This window comes from Arthrobacter sp. Ld5 (assembly GCF_051172775.1).
Taxonomy (GTDB): Bacteria; Actinomycetota; Actinomycetes; order Actinomycetales; family Micrococcaceae; genus Arthrobacter_D.
On the sequence record NZ_JBPKBO010000016.1, the window covers coordinates 212,684 to 230,373 of the forward strand.

Here is a 17,690-nt window from a genome sequence, read left to right on the forward strand (position 1 = left end):
ATTCCGCTTGACGGTGAGTCGAGGAGGTGGTTCCCCGTTCAGCCCTTGATCGCCTCGATCAGGGCCCGTGCAGTGGACGCCCTGTCCTCGGCGCCCGACTGAAGGAACAGGTCCTCGCTGGCTTCGAAGTTGGAGACCGCTCCCGTGGCGCCCGCACGCTCGGAAAGGGCCTGGCCAAGGAGGAAGTGGGCCTGTGCCGCCATGTGAGTGGCAAGCAGGTCTTTCTTCCCGATGATCTCGGTCAGTGGGGCGATTGCGGCGTCGAACTGTCCTGTGAGCACAAGCCACTGTCCCCGTGTCAGGCGGAGTTCCAGCCGGTCGCGCTCGGTCCCACCGACGATGGAGCTGGCGAGTTCCGCCCGCTCGATGCATTCAAGGGTTTCGGGTTCGACGACTCCAGCCGTCAGGCGCAGGGAAGCGGACGCTCGATTGAATCTAGCCCAGAGGTCAAGGTCATTACTGGGAGAGAGAGACTGGGCCGCAAGCTGGTGGTATGCAACGCCCTGATCCACATGTTGCATCAGGAAGGCCACGTTGCCGATGGCCCAGTAGGACTGTCCCGCGTACTTGAGGTCTGGCTGTGACTTCAACAAGTCCACCAGTACTAGGCATTCATGCCAGGCGAACTCAAGTTGATCACTGTCAGCAAGCGCTGCGATTAAGGCGTGCCGGGCATCTACTTCCACATTGAGGTCGTCGGGGTGCCCACACGCAGCTCGGACAGCCCGTTTTCCAGCCTCGACTGCTTGAGCCAAGTCGCCGCTTCCCTGTAGAGCCAGTGAGACGAGCGTGGACACCCGCGCGCTGAGTGCGTTTGACTGGGCAGTTAGAGGATGGTCGGCTAAATCTTCGGCTACCTCCCGAGATTCCCTGACTAGGCCTCGCTTTCGAAGGCATTCGGACACTATAAAAGTGGCGTTCCACCAGCCGAGTTCGTCCTGTTCCTGGAGTGCCGCTGCCGCGAGTTCCTCCGCCAGCCTCTGAGCATTGAGGTAATCCCGTTGGTTCCACGCCTCGCGAGATCTCAGCTCAAGTAGCAGTCTCTGTCCTACTGTGTCGCTATAGGTCATGCTCACCCTGTGCCTTCCACGCCCGTAGAGCTTTTCAATCCATTATTCGTCTTTGAACCCGACAGTGCGGGAGCTTCCGAAGTTTTTCCAAAGAACTTGCTGGGGGTGTTACTAAAGTGGCTGGTGTGGCTTACGATGATTTCCGGACCGCTCGTGGTATGTAGAGTCGGACTCCGCAATACTGTCGACTACCAGCTAAAGGACCCACACCATGAAGCGCATTACTTCCGCTTTCCTCCTCGCAACGCTCCTGATTACGGGGAGTGCGGCAGCGGCGAACGCTGCTCCGGCCAAGACGGGCGTTGTTGCTCCTGTCTCCTCTGTTGATCGAATCAACAACTGGCCCGGCTAGTCACCAATCGGCAGTTGCACGGATTCCGTTAGGGTCATCGATCTGCCGGTGGGGTTCAACTGATACCGCGGGTATCCTCTCCAAGGAGAGGGTGCCCGCGGTACCCCGTTAACCGGTCCGTGCGCCGCCGTCAGCCCTGACACCGCGTGCCGAGGCCCGCGCTAGGCTTGGCAGCATGCGAATTGCACGCTTTGTCATAAATGATGACCCCATGTTCGGTGTCGTGGAAGGGCCGGAGAGCAGCGAGGAAATCGCCGTCATCCAGGGTGACCCCTTCTACGCCGGCATCCAGCTGACCGGCGCACGCCACGCCCTGGAGGACGTCCGCCTCCTGGCGCCCGTCATTCCCCGCAGCAAGGTGGTCGGCGTCGGCCGGAACTACGCCGACCACATCCAGGAGATGGGGAGCGAGACGCCGGCCGCGCCGCTCATGTTCCTCAAGCCCAACACGTCGGTGATCGGTCCCGGTGACCCGATCATGCTGCCGTCCTTCTCGGACCAGATCTCCTACGAGGCGGAGCTCGCCGTCGTGATCGGCCGCATCTGCAAGGACGTCCCGCTCGAGCGCGTGGACGACGTCGTCTTCGGCTACACCTGCGCGAACGACCTGACGGCACGCGACGTCCAGAAGACCGATGACCAGTGGGCGCGCGCCAAGGGTTTCGACACCTCCTGCCCCATCGGCCCCTGGATCGAGACGGACCTCGATCCGGAGAACCTCACCATCCGGGGGAGCCTCGACGGCGACCTCCGCCAGGACGGCTCCACGAGCGACATGATCTGGGGCGTCCGCGAACTCGTGGCCTACGTCTCGCAGGCCTTCACCCTGCTGCCGGGGGACATCATCCTCACGGGCACACCGGCCGGGGTGGGCATGATCACCGACGGCCAGCGGTACGACGTCGACATCGAGGGCATCGGCCGCCTGTCCAACCCGGCGCGCCGCTGACGTCCGGCGCCGTCGGGCCCGGGGTCCGACGGCGCTCGGCCACCGCCGGTGGTCCCACCTAGACTGGGACCACCATGACTACAGCCGCAGAGTTCCCCACCGTCTCCGATGCCACGCCCGTCCGGGTCCGATTCTGCCCGTCGCCGACGGGAACGCCCCACGTCGGGCTGATCCGGACCGCGCTCTTCAACTGGGCGTACGCCCGCCACACCGGTGGCAAGCTCATCTTCCGCATCGAGGACACCGACGCCGCCCGTGACAGCGAGGAGAGCTACCAGCAGCTCCTCGAGGCGATGACCTGGCTGGGCATCGACTGGGACGAGGGCGTCGAGGTGGGCGGGCCGCACGCCCCGTACCGCCAGTCGGAGCGCGGCGAGCTCTACCGGGACGTCATCGAGCGCCTCGTGCAGGCGGGCCATCTCTACGAGTCGTTCTCGACGCCGGAGGAGGTGGAGGAACGCCACCGCGCCGCCGGACGCGACGTGAAGCTCGGCTACGACAACCACGACCGCACCCTCACCGAGGAACAGAAGGACGCCTTCCGCTCGGCCGGACGCCCCGCAGTCCTGCGCCTGCGGATGCCCGACGAGGACATCACCTTCACCGACCTCGTGCGCGGGGAGATCACGTTCCGCGCCGGCAGCGTCCCCGACTTCGCCGTCGTCCGCGCCAACGGCGCGCCCCTGTACACGCTCGTGAATCCCGTCGACGACGCCCTGATGGGCATCACGCACGTCCTGCGCGGCGAGGACCTGCTGTCCTCCACGCCACGTCAGGTGGCCCTCTACCGGGCGCTGATCGACATCGGGGTGGCCCAGTACATGCCGCTGTTCGGACACCTGCCCTACGTCATGGGCGCGGGCAACAAGAAGCTGTCCAAGCGGGATCCCGAGTCCAACCTGTTCCTGCACCGCGAGCGCGGCTTCATCCGCGAAGGCCTCCTCAACTACCTCTCGCTGCTGGGCTGGAGCCTGTCGGCGGACCAGGACATCTTCTCGGTGGAGGAACTCGTCCGGACATTCGACGTACGCGACGTACTCGCCAACCCGGCCAGGTTCGACCTCAAGAAGGCCGAGGCCATCAACGGCACCCACGTGCGGCTGCTGGACCCGGCCGAGTTCCGCTCCCGGCTCCTGCCGTACCTCGCCGCGGCCGGCCTCATCGGCGCCGACCCCAGCGAGGAGGACCTGCGCATCGTCGCCGAGGCGGCCCCGCTCATCCAGGAGCGCATCACGCTGCTCGGCGAGGCCCCCGAGATGCTGGGGTTCCTGTTCAAGGCCGACGACGCCGTGGACATCGCCGACGACGCACGCAAGGGGCTGCCGGAGAACCTCGGCGAGGTGCTCGACGCCACCCTGGCGGCCCTCGACGGCTGCCCGACCTGGGATGCCGAGTCGCTGCAGGCCGCGCTGCGTACCGCGCTGGTCGACACCCTGTGCCTGAAGCCCCGGCTCGCCTTCGGCCCGGTGCGGACGGCCGTCTCCGGCCGCAGGATCTCCCCGCCGCTGTTCGAGTCCATGGTGATCCTCGGGCGGGAGTCCTCCCTCGCGCGCGTCCGGGCGCTGCGCGCAACGGCTGCGTGATGGCGACGGGTCCGGGCGTGGCGGGGCCCGCAGCAGCGGGGGAGGGCCTGCCGGAGGCGACGGAGGGCGTGGTCGACGGCGTGCTGTTCGACATCGACGACACCCTCGTGGACCTCGAAGGGGCCATGGGGCACACCCTGCGGGCCATCCCCGACCCGTCCCTCGACCATCTCAGCGACGACGACTGGGCGCGGTACAAGGCGCTGTTCACGACGGACCCGCAGCGCCACTACGACCGGTTCCTGGCCGGGGACGTCACCTTCGAGGAGCAGCGGGTGCACCGCGTCCGGCACGCGCGCGCCGCCTTCACCCCGGAGCCGTTCGTGGGGCACATGGCCGAGGCCTGGGTGCGCGCCTACGAGCAGACACTGCCCCTGCACTTCCGGGCGTACGACGACGTCGAGCCGCTCCTGGACGAACTGGACGCGCGGGGCGTCCCGTACGGAGCGGTCAGCAACAACGTGCACGACTACCAGCGCGCGAAGCTCGACCACGCCGGCCTGCAGCGTGTCGCGACGCTCGTCGGCATCGACACCGTCGGCGTGGCCAAACCGGAACCCGCGATCTACCACGAGGGAGCCCGGCTGCTCGGGACGGCGCCCGGACGGACGCTCTACGTCGGCGACAACCGGCTGATCGACGCCGTCGGCGCGCGGTCGGCCGGACTGGTCGGCGTGTGGCTGGACCGCGCGGGAACGGGCGGGGGTGCGGGCCCCGACGCCGGCGCCGGACCCGCGCCCGCGGTGCCCCGCATCGCGGGGCTGCTGCCCGTTTTGCAGTACCTGCCTTCCGTCCGGTAGAGTTATTTCTCGGCGCGGAGCGGTTACGCGACCGGGGCCCGGCACCATCGGGGCTTCGAAAAGCGCCATTGGGGTATGGTGTAATTGGCAACACACTGGTTTCTGGTACCAACATTCTAGGTTCGAGTCCTGGTACCCCAGCGCACTTCGGCCCCTCGGGGCAGGATGGCAAAAGCACACGGCAACACATAGTAAGATGGAAAGTACTGGCCCCATCGTATAGCGGCCTAGTACGCTGCCCTCTCACGGCGGTAACGCGGGTTCGAATCCCGCTGGGGTCACAACAGTCCGCAAGGACACCGGGAAGTCCCGGACATCACCACGATGTCCGGGATTTCCTGTTTCCGGAAGAGGACGAGGTCTTCCGGGTGCGAGTGCGGCGGACTGGCATGATGGTTTCATGAGTGCACCATCCTTGGTCGGTGAAGCCCGCGGGCTCTCCCCGCTGCTGCGCGAGGTCCGTGAGGCGCTGGACAGTCTCGCCTTCCCGCTGGAGCTTCCCGGATCGGCCGAGGCACGGGAATCCGCGGCGGCCGCCCGCGCGCAGCTCAATGACTACATCCTCCCGCGGCTGGCCAGCCTGGACGCCCCGCTCGTCGCCGTCGTCGGCGGCTCCACGGGCGCCGGCAAGTCCACCCTCGTCAATGCCCTCGTGGGGCGTCCCGTCTCCGTCACCGGTGCAGTGCGACCCACCACCCGCCAGCCGCTCCTGCTCCACCACCCCGACGACGGCGCCTGGTTCGACGACGCGCGGGTCCTGCCCACGCTCAGCCGCGTCCGCCTGGCGGCCGACGACGCGACGTCCGGCACCACCGGGGCCGACGGCCCGTCGACGGCCGGGGCGCCCGCCCCACTCCACCAAGCCGCGGGCCTGGACACCCTGCTCCTGCGCCCGACGTCGAGCCTGCCTTCGGGCCTGGCGCTCCTCGACGCCCCCGACGTGGACTCCATCGCGGACGAGAACCGCAGGCTCGCCGGCCAGCTGCTCGCGGCCGCGGACCTCTGGATCTTCGTGACCACGGCCAACCGCTACGCGGACGCCGTCCCGTGGCGGCTGCTGGCGGAGGCGGGCCGGCGGGACGTCCTCGTCGCCGTCGTGCTGGACCGCGTTCCGGCCGGGGTGGAGGAGGAGATCAGGAGCGACCTCCTGACGCTGCTGTCGGCCGAGAACCTCGGCCACGCTCCCATCTTCGTGGTCCCGGAGATGGACCTCGGGCCGTCCCGGATGCTGCCCGCGGATGCCGTCGAGCCGATCATGCGGTGGTTGCAGGCGCTGGCGGCCGACGCCGACGGGCGGCGGGACATCGCGCGCCGGACGGTGAGCGGTGCGCTGCGCGCCCTGGCGGCTCGCATCGACGCCATCGCCGACGCCGCCGACCAGGAGCAGTCCGTCGCCGACGCCCTGCGGGCAGCCGTGGAGGGCGCCTACGCGGATGCGCTGGCGGACGTCCTCGCGGCCACGGAGGACGGCAAGCTGCTGCGCGGCGAGGTCCTCGCCCGGTGGCAGGACTTCGTCGGCACCGGTGAGTTCATGCGTGGCCTCGAGACGAGGATCGGCCGGGCCCGCGACCGCGTGAGTGCATTCTTCACGGGACGCCCTGCGCCGGCGGCGACCGTCGCCGAGGCGATCGGCAGCGGGCTGCAGACGGTGATCGTCGAGCAGGCGGCGCGCGCGGACGAGACGGCACGCCGCCGCTGGCGCGCCGACCCGGCGGGCCGCGTCCTGCTCGAAGACGTCCCGATCTGGGACGCCGCCCACGTCTCCGCCGACGTGGCCCGCGAGATCCGCGAGTGGCAGCAGGACATCCTGCTGCTCGTGCAGGCCGAGGGGGCGGACAGACGCTTCACGGCCCGCATGCTCTCCTTCGGCGTCAACGGCGTCGCCGTGGCCCTGATGGTGGTGGTGTTCGCCTCGACGGGCGGGCTCACGGGTGGAGAGATCGGCATCGCCGGCGCGTCCGCGGTCGCCGGCCAGAAACTCCTGGAGGCCGTCTTCGGTGACGACGCCGTCCGCCGGCTGGCCGCCACGGCGCGCCGGAACCTGTACCAGCGCGTCGAGGCGCTGCTCCGCCGCGAACGCGACGCCTATGGCCGATGCCTGCACCCCCTGGCCCTGCAGACCTCCGCCGAGGCGCTCACTGTCCTGGCGACCCGGCTCCGCACGGCGCTGCCGGCCGAGCCGGCGGGGGATGACGCGTGAGCCGTCCCGGGCCGGACACGGAGCCGGGGGCGTCCGCCCCGCTGTCCGAGGTGCTCGCGCACCTGCAGGATGCGTACGAGCTCGGTGCGGACCGGCTCCCGCAGGAGGAGCTCGAGCGGCTGCGCCGGATGCTCGAGCGCGCCGGCCGGCGCCGCTCGCTCTCGGCGGACCACACGGTGGTGGGCATCTTCGGGCCCACCGGCAGCGGCAAGTCCTCGCTCGTCAACGCGCTGAGCGGCACCGGGGCGGCCCGCGTCGCGGTCCGGCGGCCCACGACGTCGGAACCGCTGGCCCTCGTCTGGGGCAGCAGCGGAAGCGACGAGCTGCTCGACTGGCTGGAGATCAGGCAGCGCGTCGCCCTGCCCGAGGGCGCCCCGCTCGTCGCGGGAGGTCCGGTCCGGGGACCGCGCGTGCTCGAGGCCGTGGCACCCGGGGGAGGGAGCGCCGTCGCAGTGCCCGAGGATCGTCCCGCCCCCGGCCGGCGGGAGCCGCACTCCGGCTCCGCCACGGAGGCTGTGGCCGGCTCCGGCGACCGCGCGTCCCGCCGCGGGTTCTTCCGCCGGCGGCAGCGCCCCTCGACGCCGTCGACCGGGGCAGAGCCCGGCCCCTCGGGTCCGCCCGCAGCGACGTCCACCGCGGGGCTCATCCTCCTGGACCTGCCCGACTTCGACTCCACCGCGCTGGCGCACCGCGAGACCGTCGAGCGCCTCGCAGGGCAGGTCGACGTGCTGCTCTGGGTGGTCGACCCCCAGAAGTACGCCGATGCGGCGCTCCACCACGGTTTCCTGCGCGGCCTCGCGACCCACGAGGCGGTGATCCTCGTGGCCCTCAACCAGGCGGACCGGCTGGACCCCCAGGACCTCGAGGCCGTGACGTCCTCCCTCGCCGGCATCCTCGCCGGCGAGGGGCTGCCGGGGGTCGACGTCGTCCCGGTGTCCGCCCGGACCGGCGAGGGAGTAGGCGGACTCGCCGCCACCATCAGGGACCTCACCGAGACCCGGGCCGCGGCGATGCGCAGGGTCGCGGCCGACGCCGAGCGGGCGGTCGGCGATCTGCTCCCGTTCGCGGCACAGCGCACCGCGGGACCGTCCGACGCCGCGCGGGAGGCCCTGTCCGCCGAACTGGGCAGGGCCGCCGGTGTGCCCGTGGTGGTCGACGCCGTCCGCAGCGCCTACCGGAGGGACGTCCACGCGACCGCGGGCTGGCCGGTCACCCGCTGGCTGTCCGGGCTCCGCCCGGACCCGCTGCGCCGGCTCAACCTGCGCCGCCAGGACCTCGTCCCCGAGCTCCGCCGGTCCTCGCTCCCCGCCGGTGACCCGGCGCAGCAGGCGCGCGTGGGCCAGGCCCTGCGCGCCTTCGGAGACGAGGCCGCGACGGGGCTCCGCGAGCCGTGGCACACCTCGGTCCGCGACGCTGCCCGCACGACCGCCCCCGAGCTGACGGATGCCCTCGATGCGGCGGTCACCGGCACCGACCTCGAGACCGGCCGGAGCAAGGCGTGGGGCGTCTTCGGCGTCCTGCAGTGGATCGCCTTCGCGGCCCTCGCCTCAGGGCTCGTGTGGCTCGGCCTCCTGGCTGCTCTCGCGTTCCTGCAGCTGCCCGCACCGGAGGTGCCCCGGGTGGAGGGCTTCCCGCTGCCCACCCTGCTGATTCTCGGCGGCCTGGCGGCCGGGCTCCTGCTGGGGGTCCTTGCGGGGCTCCTGGCGCGCTGGGGTGCTGGGAGGCGCGCGGCGAGGGTGCGGCGGAAGCTGCTGGCCGCGTGCTCGCGTGCGGCGGACGACGTCGTCCTGCGGCCCGTGCTGGACGAGGTGGAGCGCAGCAACGCCTTCAGTGCGGCGGTGGGGGCGGCCTCACAGCGCGGCTGACGCAGCACACGAGCCGCCGTCCCCGCTATTGGGACAGCCGCTTCGAGGCCGCGAAGAAGGCGACCTTGCCGATGAGGAGCAGGGCGCCGAGATCGGCCAGCATCTGGACCGTGAGGAGCCCCCGGGCGAGGTCGCTCCGCGCCGTGATGTCCCCGAACCCCACGGTCGCGAAGGTGGAGGTCGTGAAGTACATCGCGTCGACCCGGCTGAGCGGTTCGCTGAAGGCCGTCGCGTCGGTCACGGACATGGAGACGTAGAGCAGCGCGAACAGGCACAACAGGACGAGGATCAGTTCGACGACGGCCTCGCCCGCCCTGATCTGGGGGATCCGCGCGGCCATGATCAACTGCAGCTGGAGGGCCATGGCAGCGAGGAAGACCAGCACCACGGCGACCAGGCGGACCCACGCGGCGAGTGGATTCTCCTCGTCGAATCCCTCGACGGGAATGAGGAAATAGGTGCCGAGGAGAATTGTGCAGAAAACGATAAGCCGTATGAGCATCAGCAGCACGGCACGGCGCCGGACCCGCTTGTCCAGATCCCTGACGAACGCTGGGCTGCGCTGCCCGATGCTATTCCCACCCATGTATTCATGGTAGCCAGCCGCTCGCCCTGACGGTGCCGTCCCCCGCGGGTGAGAGCGCCCGAAGGACCTTCGGCCCTTTGCCCCGGGGTGGTGGATCACCACACTGGGAATACCCGAGCCGCACCGGTCCACCTGTTACCGCGGCCCTTTTCGAATTCCGACAGGAGTGGACAGATGGAGTTCTGGGAAAACATTTGGAACATCATATGGGCGTCCTTCGCGATCATGGTGTTCTTCGCCTATCTGATCGTGTTGTTCCAGATCATCGTGGATCTCTTCCGTGATCGCGAGCTCTCCGGATGGTGGAAGACGCTGTGGGCGCTGGGCCTGATCTTCATCCCCCTGATCACCGCCGTGGCCTACCTGCTGGCGCGTGGGCGCGGCATGGCCGAGCGTGAACTGGCCAGTCGGCAGGCAGCCCAGGAGTCGATGGACAACTACGTTCGCAGCGTGGCCACCCCGTCCTCGGCCGAGGAGATCGCGAAGGCGAGGGAGTTGCTCGAGGCCGGCGCCATCACGGAGCCCGAGTTCGTCCAGCTGAAGGATCGCGCCCTGGCGTCCGCGAGCTGACCGCATCGGTGATCCCGTCCTCCGGGCAGATCCCGGGGACGGGATCATCCGTGTCCGGAGACCATGGCCCTCCCCGGCAGCACGCCGGGGAGGGCCATGGTCAGGATGTCGACAGGGTGACCCGGGCGATCGGGCTGTGACCGGAGCAGACCCAGTCCACGGAGCCGTCCCGGATGTGCTCGGCCAGACGCCGCACGGTCCGCGCGGCGACGGGACGGTCGTCGTCGAGGGGCGCGTAGAAGTCCCGGATACCCCCGCCCGCCGACACCCTGGCGGCATCGCCGGTGAACAGGACCCCGCGCCACTGGTAGGCGTAGTGTCCCGGGGTGTGCCCCGGAGTGGGGAAGTACCCGAGCCCCGGGAAGATCTCGCCGGACCCGGTGAGTTCGCGGACGTGGTCAGGGAGCTCGACGCGGATGATCCGGCGCAGCGCCCGCCGCAGCACGGTCCTCGGCCGGATGCTGCCGCGCAGCACCCCGGCGTCGGCGGAACCGATCCAGACGCTCGCGCCCAGTGCGTCCTGGAGGCGCCGCGCCGCCTGGGCGTGGTCGGGGTCGTAGTGGGTGAGGACGATGTCGGTGATGGGACCCGTCGTCGCCTCGCCGGCCCGCAGTTCGGCGAGAACGCCGTCGGACCCGGATGTCAGGCCCGGGTCGATCACGGCGGCACGCCCCGACCCGACCACCACGAAGCCGTGGGAGCCCTTCTGCCGCTCGAGCTGGTGGCAGTCCTGCGCGATGAGTCGCATGGGTGTCCTTCGGCTGGATCGTCGCGTGCTGGAACCCTACCAAGCCTCACCCCAGGAGACGCAGCACCTTCTCCACGGTGTTGATGTTCCGCGTCGTCGAGTTCGAGGCGTGCCGTGTCCGGGCGAGCAGCTTCGCGAGGGGCACCTCGGTGGATCTGCCCTTCGGCGGGAACCAGGCGATCGCGGCCCCGGCGAGGATCACCGGATCCTCTCCGAGGCTGCGGGCCTCGTCCACGAACGCCGCACGGTCCGCCGGTCCCGTGAACAGCGTGACGTACGAGTGCGTGGCGGGGCTGTCCTGACCGGGCACCGATGCCGCGATGCCGGCGAGCTCGGAGTGCTCGACGACGATCACACGCGCCTGATAGCCGAAGCGTGCGCGCAGTGCCTCTTCCACCCGGTCCCTGAGCTGCGCGGCTTCGAGCGTGGACGAGCAGGTGGCGTTGCCGCTCGCGAGGACCGTGGCGACCTCCTGCACCGGCAGGCCGGCGAGCAGGTCCCGGAGGTCGGCCATGCGGATGGTGACCCCGCCCACGTTCACGCCCCGCAGGAAGATCGCATACCGATGCCCGGGCCCGGGAACCTCTCCGCCCATGTCAGTCCGCGGCCTTCGCCACGGCAAGGGTGAGTTGGCGCGCGGCATCCGAGACGACCTCGGCATGGATGCGGCCGGGCTGGCGGGTGAGGCGCTCCATCGGCCCGGAGATGGACACGGCGGCGATCACGCGGCCGGACGGACCGCGGACCGGCGCCGACACGGAGGCGACGCCGTTCTCCCGTTCGCCGAGGCTCTGCGCCCACCCGCGGCGCCGCACACCGGCCAGCACGGTCGGCGTGAAGCGTGCGTCCTGCAGGCCCTTGAGCAGGCGGTCGTGGTCCTCCCAGGCCAGGAGGCACTGTGCGGCCGATCCGGCCTTCATGGACAGCTGCGTCCCGACCGGGATCGTGTCACGCAGACCCACGGGACGTTCGGCGGACGCGACGCAGACGCGCCATTCGCCCTGCCTCCGGAACAGCTGGGCGCTCTCACCCGTCGCGTCCCGCAGGCCGAGGAGCACCGGCCCCGCCGAGGCGATCAGGCGGTCCTCGCCAGCGGCCGAGGCCAGCTCCACGAGCCGGCTGCCGAGGACGAACCGCCCCTGCATGTCCCTGCCCACGAGCCGGTGGTGGGCCAGGGCGAGGGCGAGCCGGTGGACCGTCGGCCGGGCCAGGCCGGTCGAGGCGACGAGCTGGGCGAGGGTGGTGGGCCCGGCCTCGAGGGCGTCGAGCACGAGGGCGGCCTTGTCGATGACGCCGACGCCGCTAGAATTGTCCATAAGATGATACTGCCGTCTCATAATCTGAGACGCAAGCCGTCGGGGTGGCACTCGTCGGCGGGCGCTGGTTGAGTTGAGGACACGAGGAGTTCCGGCCGCTGTTCCCCACCGGGGTCCGGACGCCGGAGCGGAAAAGGACGATGGTCATGGGCAAGACGCTGGCAGAGAAGGTCTGGGACGCCCACGTGGTGCGCAAGGGCGACGTCGTCGGTGCGGAGGCCCAGCCGGACCTCCTGTACATCGACCTCCACCTCATCCACGAGGTCACCTCGCCGCAGGCCTTCGAGGGTCTACGCCTCGCCGGGCGGCCGCTGCGCCGGCCCGACCTGACCATCGCCACCGAGGATCACAACACGCCCACGCTGGACATCGACAAGCCCATCGCCGATCTCACCAGCCGGACCCAGATCGAGACCCTGCGCGCGAACTGCAGGGAGTTCGGGGTGCGGCTCCACTCGCTCGGCGACGCCGAACAGGGCATCGTGCACGTCGTCGGACCCCAGCTCGGCCTCACCCAGCCCGGACTGACCGTGGTCTGCGGCGATTCGCACACCTCCACGCACGGCGCCTTCGGCGCCCTCGCCATGGGCATCGGCACTTCCGAGGTGGAGCACGTGATGGCCACCCAGACCTTGTCGCTCAAGCCCTTCAGGACCATGGGCATCACGGTCGAGGGGACGCTGAAGCCGGGCGTCACCTCGAAGGACATCATCCTCGCCGTCATCGCCAAGATCGGGACCGGCGGCGGGCAGGGCTACGTGCTCGAGTACCGCGGGTCGGCCATCCGGGCGCTGTCGATGGAAGCACGCATGACCATCTGCAACATGTCGATCGAGGCGGGCGCGCGGGCCGGGATGGTCGCCCCCGACGAGACGACGTTCGCCTACCTCAAGGGCCGCCCGCACGCGCCCGAGGGCGCGGACTGGGATGCCGCGGTCGCGGAGTGGCGCGAGCTGCGCACCGACGACGACGCCGCCTTCGACGCGGAGGTCTTCCTCGACGCGAACGAGCTGGAGCCCTTCGTCACGTGGGGCACGAACCCGGGGCAGGGCGTCTCGCTCTCGCAGGCCGTGCCGTCGCCCGACGACTTCGCCGACGAGAACGACAAGGCCGCGTGCAGCCGTGCGCTGGACTACATGGCCCTGCTGCCCGGCACACCCATGAAGGACATCCGGGTGGACACCGTGTTCCTCGGCTCCTGCACCAACAGCCGCATCGAGGACCTGCGGATCGCCGCCGACATCATCCGGGGCCGCGAGAAGGACCCGGCGGTGCGGATGATGGTGGTCCCCGGCTCGGCACGCGTGCGCCTGCAGGCCGAGGCGGAGGGCCTGGATCGCGTCTTCACGGATTTCGGGGCGGAGTGGCGGTTCGCCGGGTGTTCCATGTGTCTCGGCATGAACCCGGACCAGCTGGCGCCGGGGGAGCGCTGCGCGTCGACGTCGAACCGGAACTTCGAGGGTCGCCAGGGCAAGGGCGGCCGGACCCACCTCGTCTCGCCGGTCGTCGCGGCCGCGACGGCCGTGCGCGGCACGCTCAGCTCGCCGTCGGACCTGCCCCCGCGCCCCGCCGGTACGGAGGCGCGCGGCACGGGCGCCCACGCCGCCCCCACCACCATCACCGCAGCCTAGGAGCCCGCCATGGAGAAGATCACCACGCACACCGGCATCGGCGTGCCGCTGCGCCAGAGCAACATCGACACGGACCAGATCATCCCCGCCGTCTACCTCAAGCGCATCACGCGCACGGGGTTCGAGGACGCGCTCTTCGCCGGCTGGCGCAAGGACGAGGACTTCATCCTCAACCGTGAGCCCTACTCCCGGGGCTCGGTCCTGGTGGCCGGTCCCGATTTCGGTACCGGCTCCTCGCGGGAACACGCCGTGTGGGCGCTGAAGGACTACGGTTTCAAGGCCGTCCTGTCCTCGCGGTTCGCCGACATCTTCCGCGGCAACTCCGGCAAGCAGGGGCTCGTCGCCGCGCAGGTCGCCCAGGACGACATCGAACTCATCTGGAAGGTCCTGGAGAACGAGCCGGGTGCCACCGTCACGGTGGACCTCCAGGCCCGCACCGTGCAGTGCGGGTCCGTGACTGCGCCCTTCCAGCTCGACGACTACACGCGCTGGCGCCTGCTCGAGGGGCTCGACGACATCGGCCTCACGCTCCGCCAGGAGGAGCACATCACGGCGTTCGAGGCACGCCGCCCCGCCCACAAGCCGACCACCCTTCCCATCCGCACCTGACACCGGGTGAGACCGCGGGCGCCCGGGTTGCCCGGGTGTCGCGCAACTCACAGGCGCGCCGGGAACCGGACGGAATGAGGACGCAGCCCGGGAGGTTCCTGTTGGGGAGCAGGGAGTGCACCCCGTACCCTTGTTTTTTGTCTGCCCGGCGGTACTCCTATGCTTGGAGGGGTATTTCCGGGTTCGCGGGGATTCGACGTATGAGGAAAACAGGTATTCATGGGTAGCGTTCTGACCATCCGAGGCGGCATTCCGCTCAACGGCAAAGTCCTCGTCCGTGGGGCGAAGAATCTGGTGCCGAAGGCGATGGTGGCATCGCTCCTGGGCAACTCACCATCGGTGCTCCGCAACGTCCCCGAGATCAAGGACGTCGACGTCGTCACCAGCCTGCTGCAGCTGCACGGCGTCAGGGTCACCAAGGATCCCACCACCGGCGACCTCACGATGGACCCGAGCGACGCCAAGATGGCGATGTCCAAGGACATCGACGCGCACGCCGGCGACTCGCGCATCCCCATCCTCTTCTGCGGGCCCCTGATGCACAGCATCGGCGAGGCCTTCATCCCCGACCTCGGTGGGTGCAAGATCGGTGACCGGCCGATCGACTACCACATGGAGGTCCTCCGCAACTTCGGCGCCGTCGTCGACAAGCGCCCGGGCGGCATCTCCATCTCCGCGCCCAAGGGCCTGCACGGTGCCAAGCTCACGCTGCCGTACCCCAGCGTCGGGGCCACGGAGCAGGTACTCCTGACCGCGGTCCGCGCGGAGGGCATCACCGAGCTCTCCGGTGCCGCCGTCGAGCCCGAGATCATGGACCTCATCGCCGTCCTGCAGAAGATGGGCGCGATCATCACGGTGCAGACCGACCGCGTCATCCGCATCGAGGGCGTGAAGGAACTGACCGGGTACAACCACAAGGCCATCTCCGACCGCAACGAGACGGCATCCTGGGCCTCCGCCGCGCTCGTGACGAAGGGCGACATCTACGTGGAGGGCGCGCGGCAGCTCGACCTCACGGCCTTCCTCAACACGTACCGCAAGGTCGGCGGTGCCTTCGACGTCGACGACGACGGCATCCGCTTCTACCACCCGGGCGGTCCCCTGAAGCCGCTCGTGCTCGAGACCGATGTGCACCCCGGCTTCATGACGGACTGGCAGCAGCCCCTCGTCGTCGCCCTCACGCAGGCCACCGGAGTCTCGATCGTCCACGAGACGGTGTACGAGAACCGCTTCGGCTTCACCGAGGCCCTCCTGCGGATGGGCGCGAGCATCCAGGTGCACCGCGAATGCCTCGGCAGCGTCCCGTGCCGGTTCGGGCAGCGCAACTTCCTGCACTCGGCGGTCATCTCCGGTCCCATGCAGCTGCACGGCGCCGAGATCGACATCCCCGACCTGCGAGGAGGGTTCAGTCACCTCATCGCAGCGTTCGCCGCCGACGGCGTCTCCCGTGTCACCGGCATCGAGCTCATCAACCGCGGCTACGAGCGCTTCCAGGACAAGCTCGAGGGCCTCGGCGCGGACTTCGATGTCACGGAGGACGCCCCGGCTGTCGCCGTGGCACTCGCCTAGGCGCCCGGCAGCATGGGGGAGTCACGGGGCTCACGAGCCATGTTCCTGTTCCTCGCCTCCTGGGTGAGGCCGGTCATGAACGGCCTGATGGCCAAGGAGTGGCACGGTCAGGAGAAGCTGCCGCGCGGCACGGGCATGATCGTGTGCCCGAACCACGTCACCGAGATCGACCCGGTGGTGGTGGCGCACTTCCTCTACAACCAGGGCGTCATGCCGCGCTTCCTCGCGAAGGCGACGCTGTTCGACGTGCCGGTGATCGGGTCCATCCTGAGGACCATCAAGCAGGTGCCGGTCGAGCGCACCTCGGCGGGCGCCAACCGCTCCCTCGAGGCGGCCCGCGACGCACTCGACGACGGCGGCGGGATCATCATCTACCCGGAGGGCACGCTGACGAGGGATCCGGACATGTGGCCCATGAAGGGCCGCACCGGTGCCGCCCGGCTGGCCCTCCAGACCGGCGCGCCCGTGGTGCCCATCGCGCACTGGGGGGCGCAGGAGGTCTTCCCGCGCTACGCGAAGCGCTTCCACCTCTTCCCCCGGAAGCGGGTCCGCGTGCTCGTGGGTGACCCGGTGGACCTCGCCGAGTTCCGGGACGCTCCGCTGACCAAGACGACGCTCGACGGCGCGACCGAACGCATCGTCGATGCCATCACCGTGCTGCTGGCGGAGCTGCGGGGCGAGACGCCGCCCGCCGAGCGCTGGGATCCGACGAAGAAGCACCAGAAGCTCACCGGCCGCGACTTCGAGGGGCGCACCGACGGGGACGACGTCGGACCGGTCCCCGGAGGGACGCCATGAGCGCCGACGAGCGCGGAGCGCGGCCCGCGAAGATCGCCGTCCTCGGCTCCGGGAGCTGGGGGACGACCTTCGCGAAGGTCCTCGCCGATGCATCCCCGGAGACCCCGGTCATGCTGTGGTCCCGCCGGCCCGAGGTCGCCGCCGAGATCACCACCGAGCGCCGCAACTCGCGCTACCTCGGGGAGACCAGGCTCCCGGCGAACGTCGCCGCGTCGGCCGACGTCGGAGCGGTCCTCGCCGGCAGCGACCTCGTGATCCTCGCCGTCCCCGCCCAGTCGCTGCGCGCCCAGCTCCCGGCCTGGCGCCACCTCATCGCGCCCCACGCCGTCGTCGTGTCCCTCATGAAGGGCCTGGAGGTCGGCACCGACGCCCGCATGAGCGAGGTCATCGCCGAGGAACTCGCCGTGCCGTCGGAGCGCATCGCCGTGCTGTCCGGCCCCAACCTCGCCCTGGAGATCGCCCGGGAGGAGCCGACGGCGTCCGTCGTCGCCTGTTCCGACCACGACACCGCCGCCTGGATCGCCGCGGCCTGCACGGCCTCCTACTTCCGCCCCTACACCTCCACCGACGTGATCGGCGTGGAGATCGGCGGCATCGTGAAGAACGTGATCGCGCTCGCCGTCGGCATGTGCGAGGGCCGCCGCATGGGCGACAACACCAAGGCCTCCGTCATCACGCGCGGCCTCGCCGAGACCACCCGCCTCGCCGTCGCCCTCGGGGGACACCAGGAGACGATGGCGGGCCTCGCCGGGATGGGGGATCTCATCGCCACGTGCTCGTCGTCGCTGTCCCGCAACCACACCGCAGGGCACCTGCTGGGGCAGGGGCTGAGCCTCGACGAGGTGACGGCGAGGATGAACCAGACCGCCGAAGGCATCAAGTCCGCGCAGGCCGTCCTGGACGCCGCCCACCAGCACGGGGTGGACATGCCCATCACCGAGGGAGTGGTGGCCGTCCTCCAGGGGCGCCTGTCCGTCAGCGACCTCGGGCCGCGCCTGCTGGCCCGCAACCTCAAGCCGGAAGGCGATCCCACCCCGTGACCAC

16 protein-coding genes and 2 tRNA genes are annotated in these 17,690 nt (G+C 70.1%); 13 read left to right on the top strand and 5 right to left on the bottom strand.

Annotated elements, in window-relative coordinates; translation table 11 throughout:
* Positions 1-38: 38 nt before the first annotated feature.
* On the bottom strand, positions 39-1,070 hold the full coding sequence (locus ACSGDB_RS07680) for a hypothetical protein (RefSeq protein WP_434993953.1): 1,032 nt from the start codon (positions 1,068-1,070) through the stop codon (positions 39-41).
* Between the two features lie 527 nt (positions 1,071-1,597).
* On the opposite strand from ACSGDB_RS07680, the gene ACSGDB_RS07685 reads away from it, so the two are divergent.
* From ACSGDB_RS07685 to ACSGDB_RS07715, 7 genes are all read left to right on the top strand, one after another.
* Complete coding sequence (locus tag ACSGDB_RS07685) at positions 1,598-2,371, top strand: fumarylacetoacetate hydrolase family protein (protein ID WP_434993954.1); 774 nt, start codon at positions 1,598-1,600, stop codon at positions 2,369-2,371.
* 74 nt (positions 2,372-2,445) lie between these two features.
* The gene (gene gltX, locus ACSGDB_RS07690) at positions 2,446-3,954 is read left to right on the top strand and encodes a glutamate--tRNA ligase (protein WP_434993955.1); all 1,509 of its coding nucleotides are present in this window, start codon (positions 2,446-2,448) and stop codon (positions 3,952-3,954) included.
* Positions 3,954-4,754, top strand: a complete 801-nt coding sequence (locus ACSGDB_RS07695; RefSeq protein WP_434993956.1) for an HAD family hydrolase — start codon at positions 3,954-3,956, stop codon at positions 4,752-4,754. The genes gltX and ACSGDB_RS07695 overlap by 1 nt, the downstream gene beginning before the upstream one ends.
* Before the next feature lie 69 nt (positions 4,755-4,823).
* Positions 4,824-4,895: transfer RNA gene (locus ACSGDB_RS07700), tRNA-Gln, on the top strand.
* A 67-nt stretch (positions 4,896-4,962) separates the two neighbouring features.
* Positions 4,963-5,035: transfer RNA gene (locus ACSGDB_RS07705), tRNA-Glu, on the top strand.
* A gap of 119 nt (positions 5,036-5,154) precedes the next feature.
* Entirely contained in the window at positions 5,155-6,954 is a 1,800-nt protein-coding gene (locus tag ACSGDB_RS07710) for a dynamin family protein (RefSeq protein ID WP_434993957.1), read from the top strand.
* On the top strand, positions 6,951-8,819 hold the full coding sequence (locus tag ACSGDB_RS07715) for a GTPase (RefSeq protein WP_434993958.1): 1,869 nt from the start codon (positions 6,951-6,953) through the stop codon (positions 8,817-8,819). The genes ACSGDB_RS07710 and ACSGDB_RS07715 overlap by 4 nt, the downstream gene beginning before the upstream one ends.
* A gap of 25 nt (positions 8,820-8,844) precedes the next feature.
* Here ACSGDB_RS07715 and ACSGDB_RS07720 read toward each other — a convergent pair whose 3' ends face one another.
* The gene (locus tag ACSGDB_RS07720) at positions 8,845-9,405 is read right to left on the bottom strand and encodes an ion channel (RefSeq protein ID WP_434993959.1); all 561 of its coding nucleotides are present in this window, start codon (positions 9,403-9,405) and stop codon (positions 8,845-8,847) included.
* Positions 9,406-9,579: 174 nt separating this feature from the next.
* Here ACSGDB_RS07720 and ACSGDB_RS07725 point away from each other — a divergent pair, with 174 nt between their 5' ends.
* Complete coding sequence (locus ACSGDB_RS07725) at positions 9,580-9,975, top strand: PLDc N-terminal domain-containing protein (RefSeq protein WP_434993960.1); 396 nt, start codon at positions 9,580-9,582, stop codon at positions 9,973-9,975.
* Between the two features lie 100 nt (positions 9,976-10,075).
* Here the strand turns inward: ACSGDB_RS07725 and ACSGDB_RS07730 are convergent, their stop codons facing one another.
* From ACSGDB_RS07730 to ACSGDB_RS07740, 3 genes are read right to left on the bottom strand one after another with little or no spacing between them, the layout of a single operon-like run.
* On the bottom strand, positions 10,076-10,723 hold the full coding sequence (locus tag ACSGDB_RS07730; RefSeq protein ID WP_434993961.1) for an MBL fold metallo-hydrolase: 648 nt from the start codon (positions 10,721-10,723) through the stop codon (positions 10,076-10,078).
* A 46-nt stretch (positions 10,724-10,769) separates the two neighbouring features.
* Positions 10,770-11,318 (bottom strand): DUF1697 domain-containing protein, encoded by a 549-nt coding sequence (locus ACSGDB_RS07735; RefSeq protein WP_434993962.1) that lies wholly within the window; start codon positions 11,316-11,318, stop codon positions 10,770-10,772.
* Between the two features lies 1 nt (position 11,319).
* Positions 11,320-12,039, bottom strand: coding sequence for an IclR family transcriptional regulator (locus tag ACSGDB_RS07740; protein WP_043445906.1), 720 nt, complete (start codon positions 12,037-12,039; stop codon positions 11,320-11,322).
* Between the two features lie 146 nt (positions 12,040-12,185).
* Between ACSGDB_RS07740 and leuC the strand changes: the two genes are divergently transcribed.
* The 5 genes from leuC to ACSGDB_RS07765 all read left to right on the top strand — a co-directional run bounded on the left by leuC (position 12,186) and on the right by ACSGDB_RS07765 (position 17,686).
* Positions 12,186-13,670: a 3-isopropylmalate dehydratase large subunit gene (leuC, locus tag ACSGDB_RS07745; RefSeq protein WP_434993963.1), complete on the top strand. Its 1,485-nt coding sequence runs from the start codon at positions 12,186-12,188 to the stop codon at positions 13,668-13,670.
* A gap of 9 nt (positions 13,671-13,679) precedes the next feature.
* On the top strand, positions 13,680-14,279 hold the full coding sequence (leuD, locus tag ACSGDB_RS07750; protein WP_434993964.1) for a 3-isopropylmalate dehydratase small subunit: 600 nt from the start codon (positions 13,680-13,682) through the stop codon (positions 14,277-14,279).
* 219 nt (positions 14,280-14,498) lie between these two features.
* Positions 14,499-15,848 (top strand): UDP-N-acetylglucosamine 1-carboxyvinyltransferase, encoded by a 1,350-nt coding sequence (gene murA / locus ACSGDB_RS07755; RefSeq protein WP_434993965.1) that lies wholly within the window; start codon positions 14,499-14,501, stop codon positions 15,846-15,848.
* Between the two features lie 12 nt (positions 15,849-15,860).
* Positions 15,861-16,646, top strand: coding sequence for a lysophospholipid acyltransferase family protein (locus ACSGDB_RS07760; protein ID WP_434993966.1), 786 nt, complete (start codon positions 15,861-15,863; stop codon positions 16,644-16,646).
* Positions 16,643-17,686 (top strand): NAD(P)H-dependent glycerol-3-phosphate dehydrogenase, encoded by a 1,044-nt coding sequence (locus ACSGDB_RS07765; RefSeq protein ID WP_434993967.1) that lies wholly within the window; start codon positions 16,643-16,645, stop codon positions 17,684-17,686. Before ACSGDB_RS07760 ends, ACSGDB_RS07765 begins: the two co-directional genes overlap by 4 nt.
* Positions 17,687-17,690 lie beyond the last annotated feature (4 nt).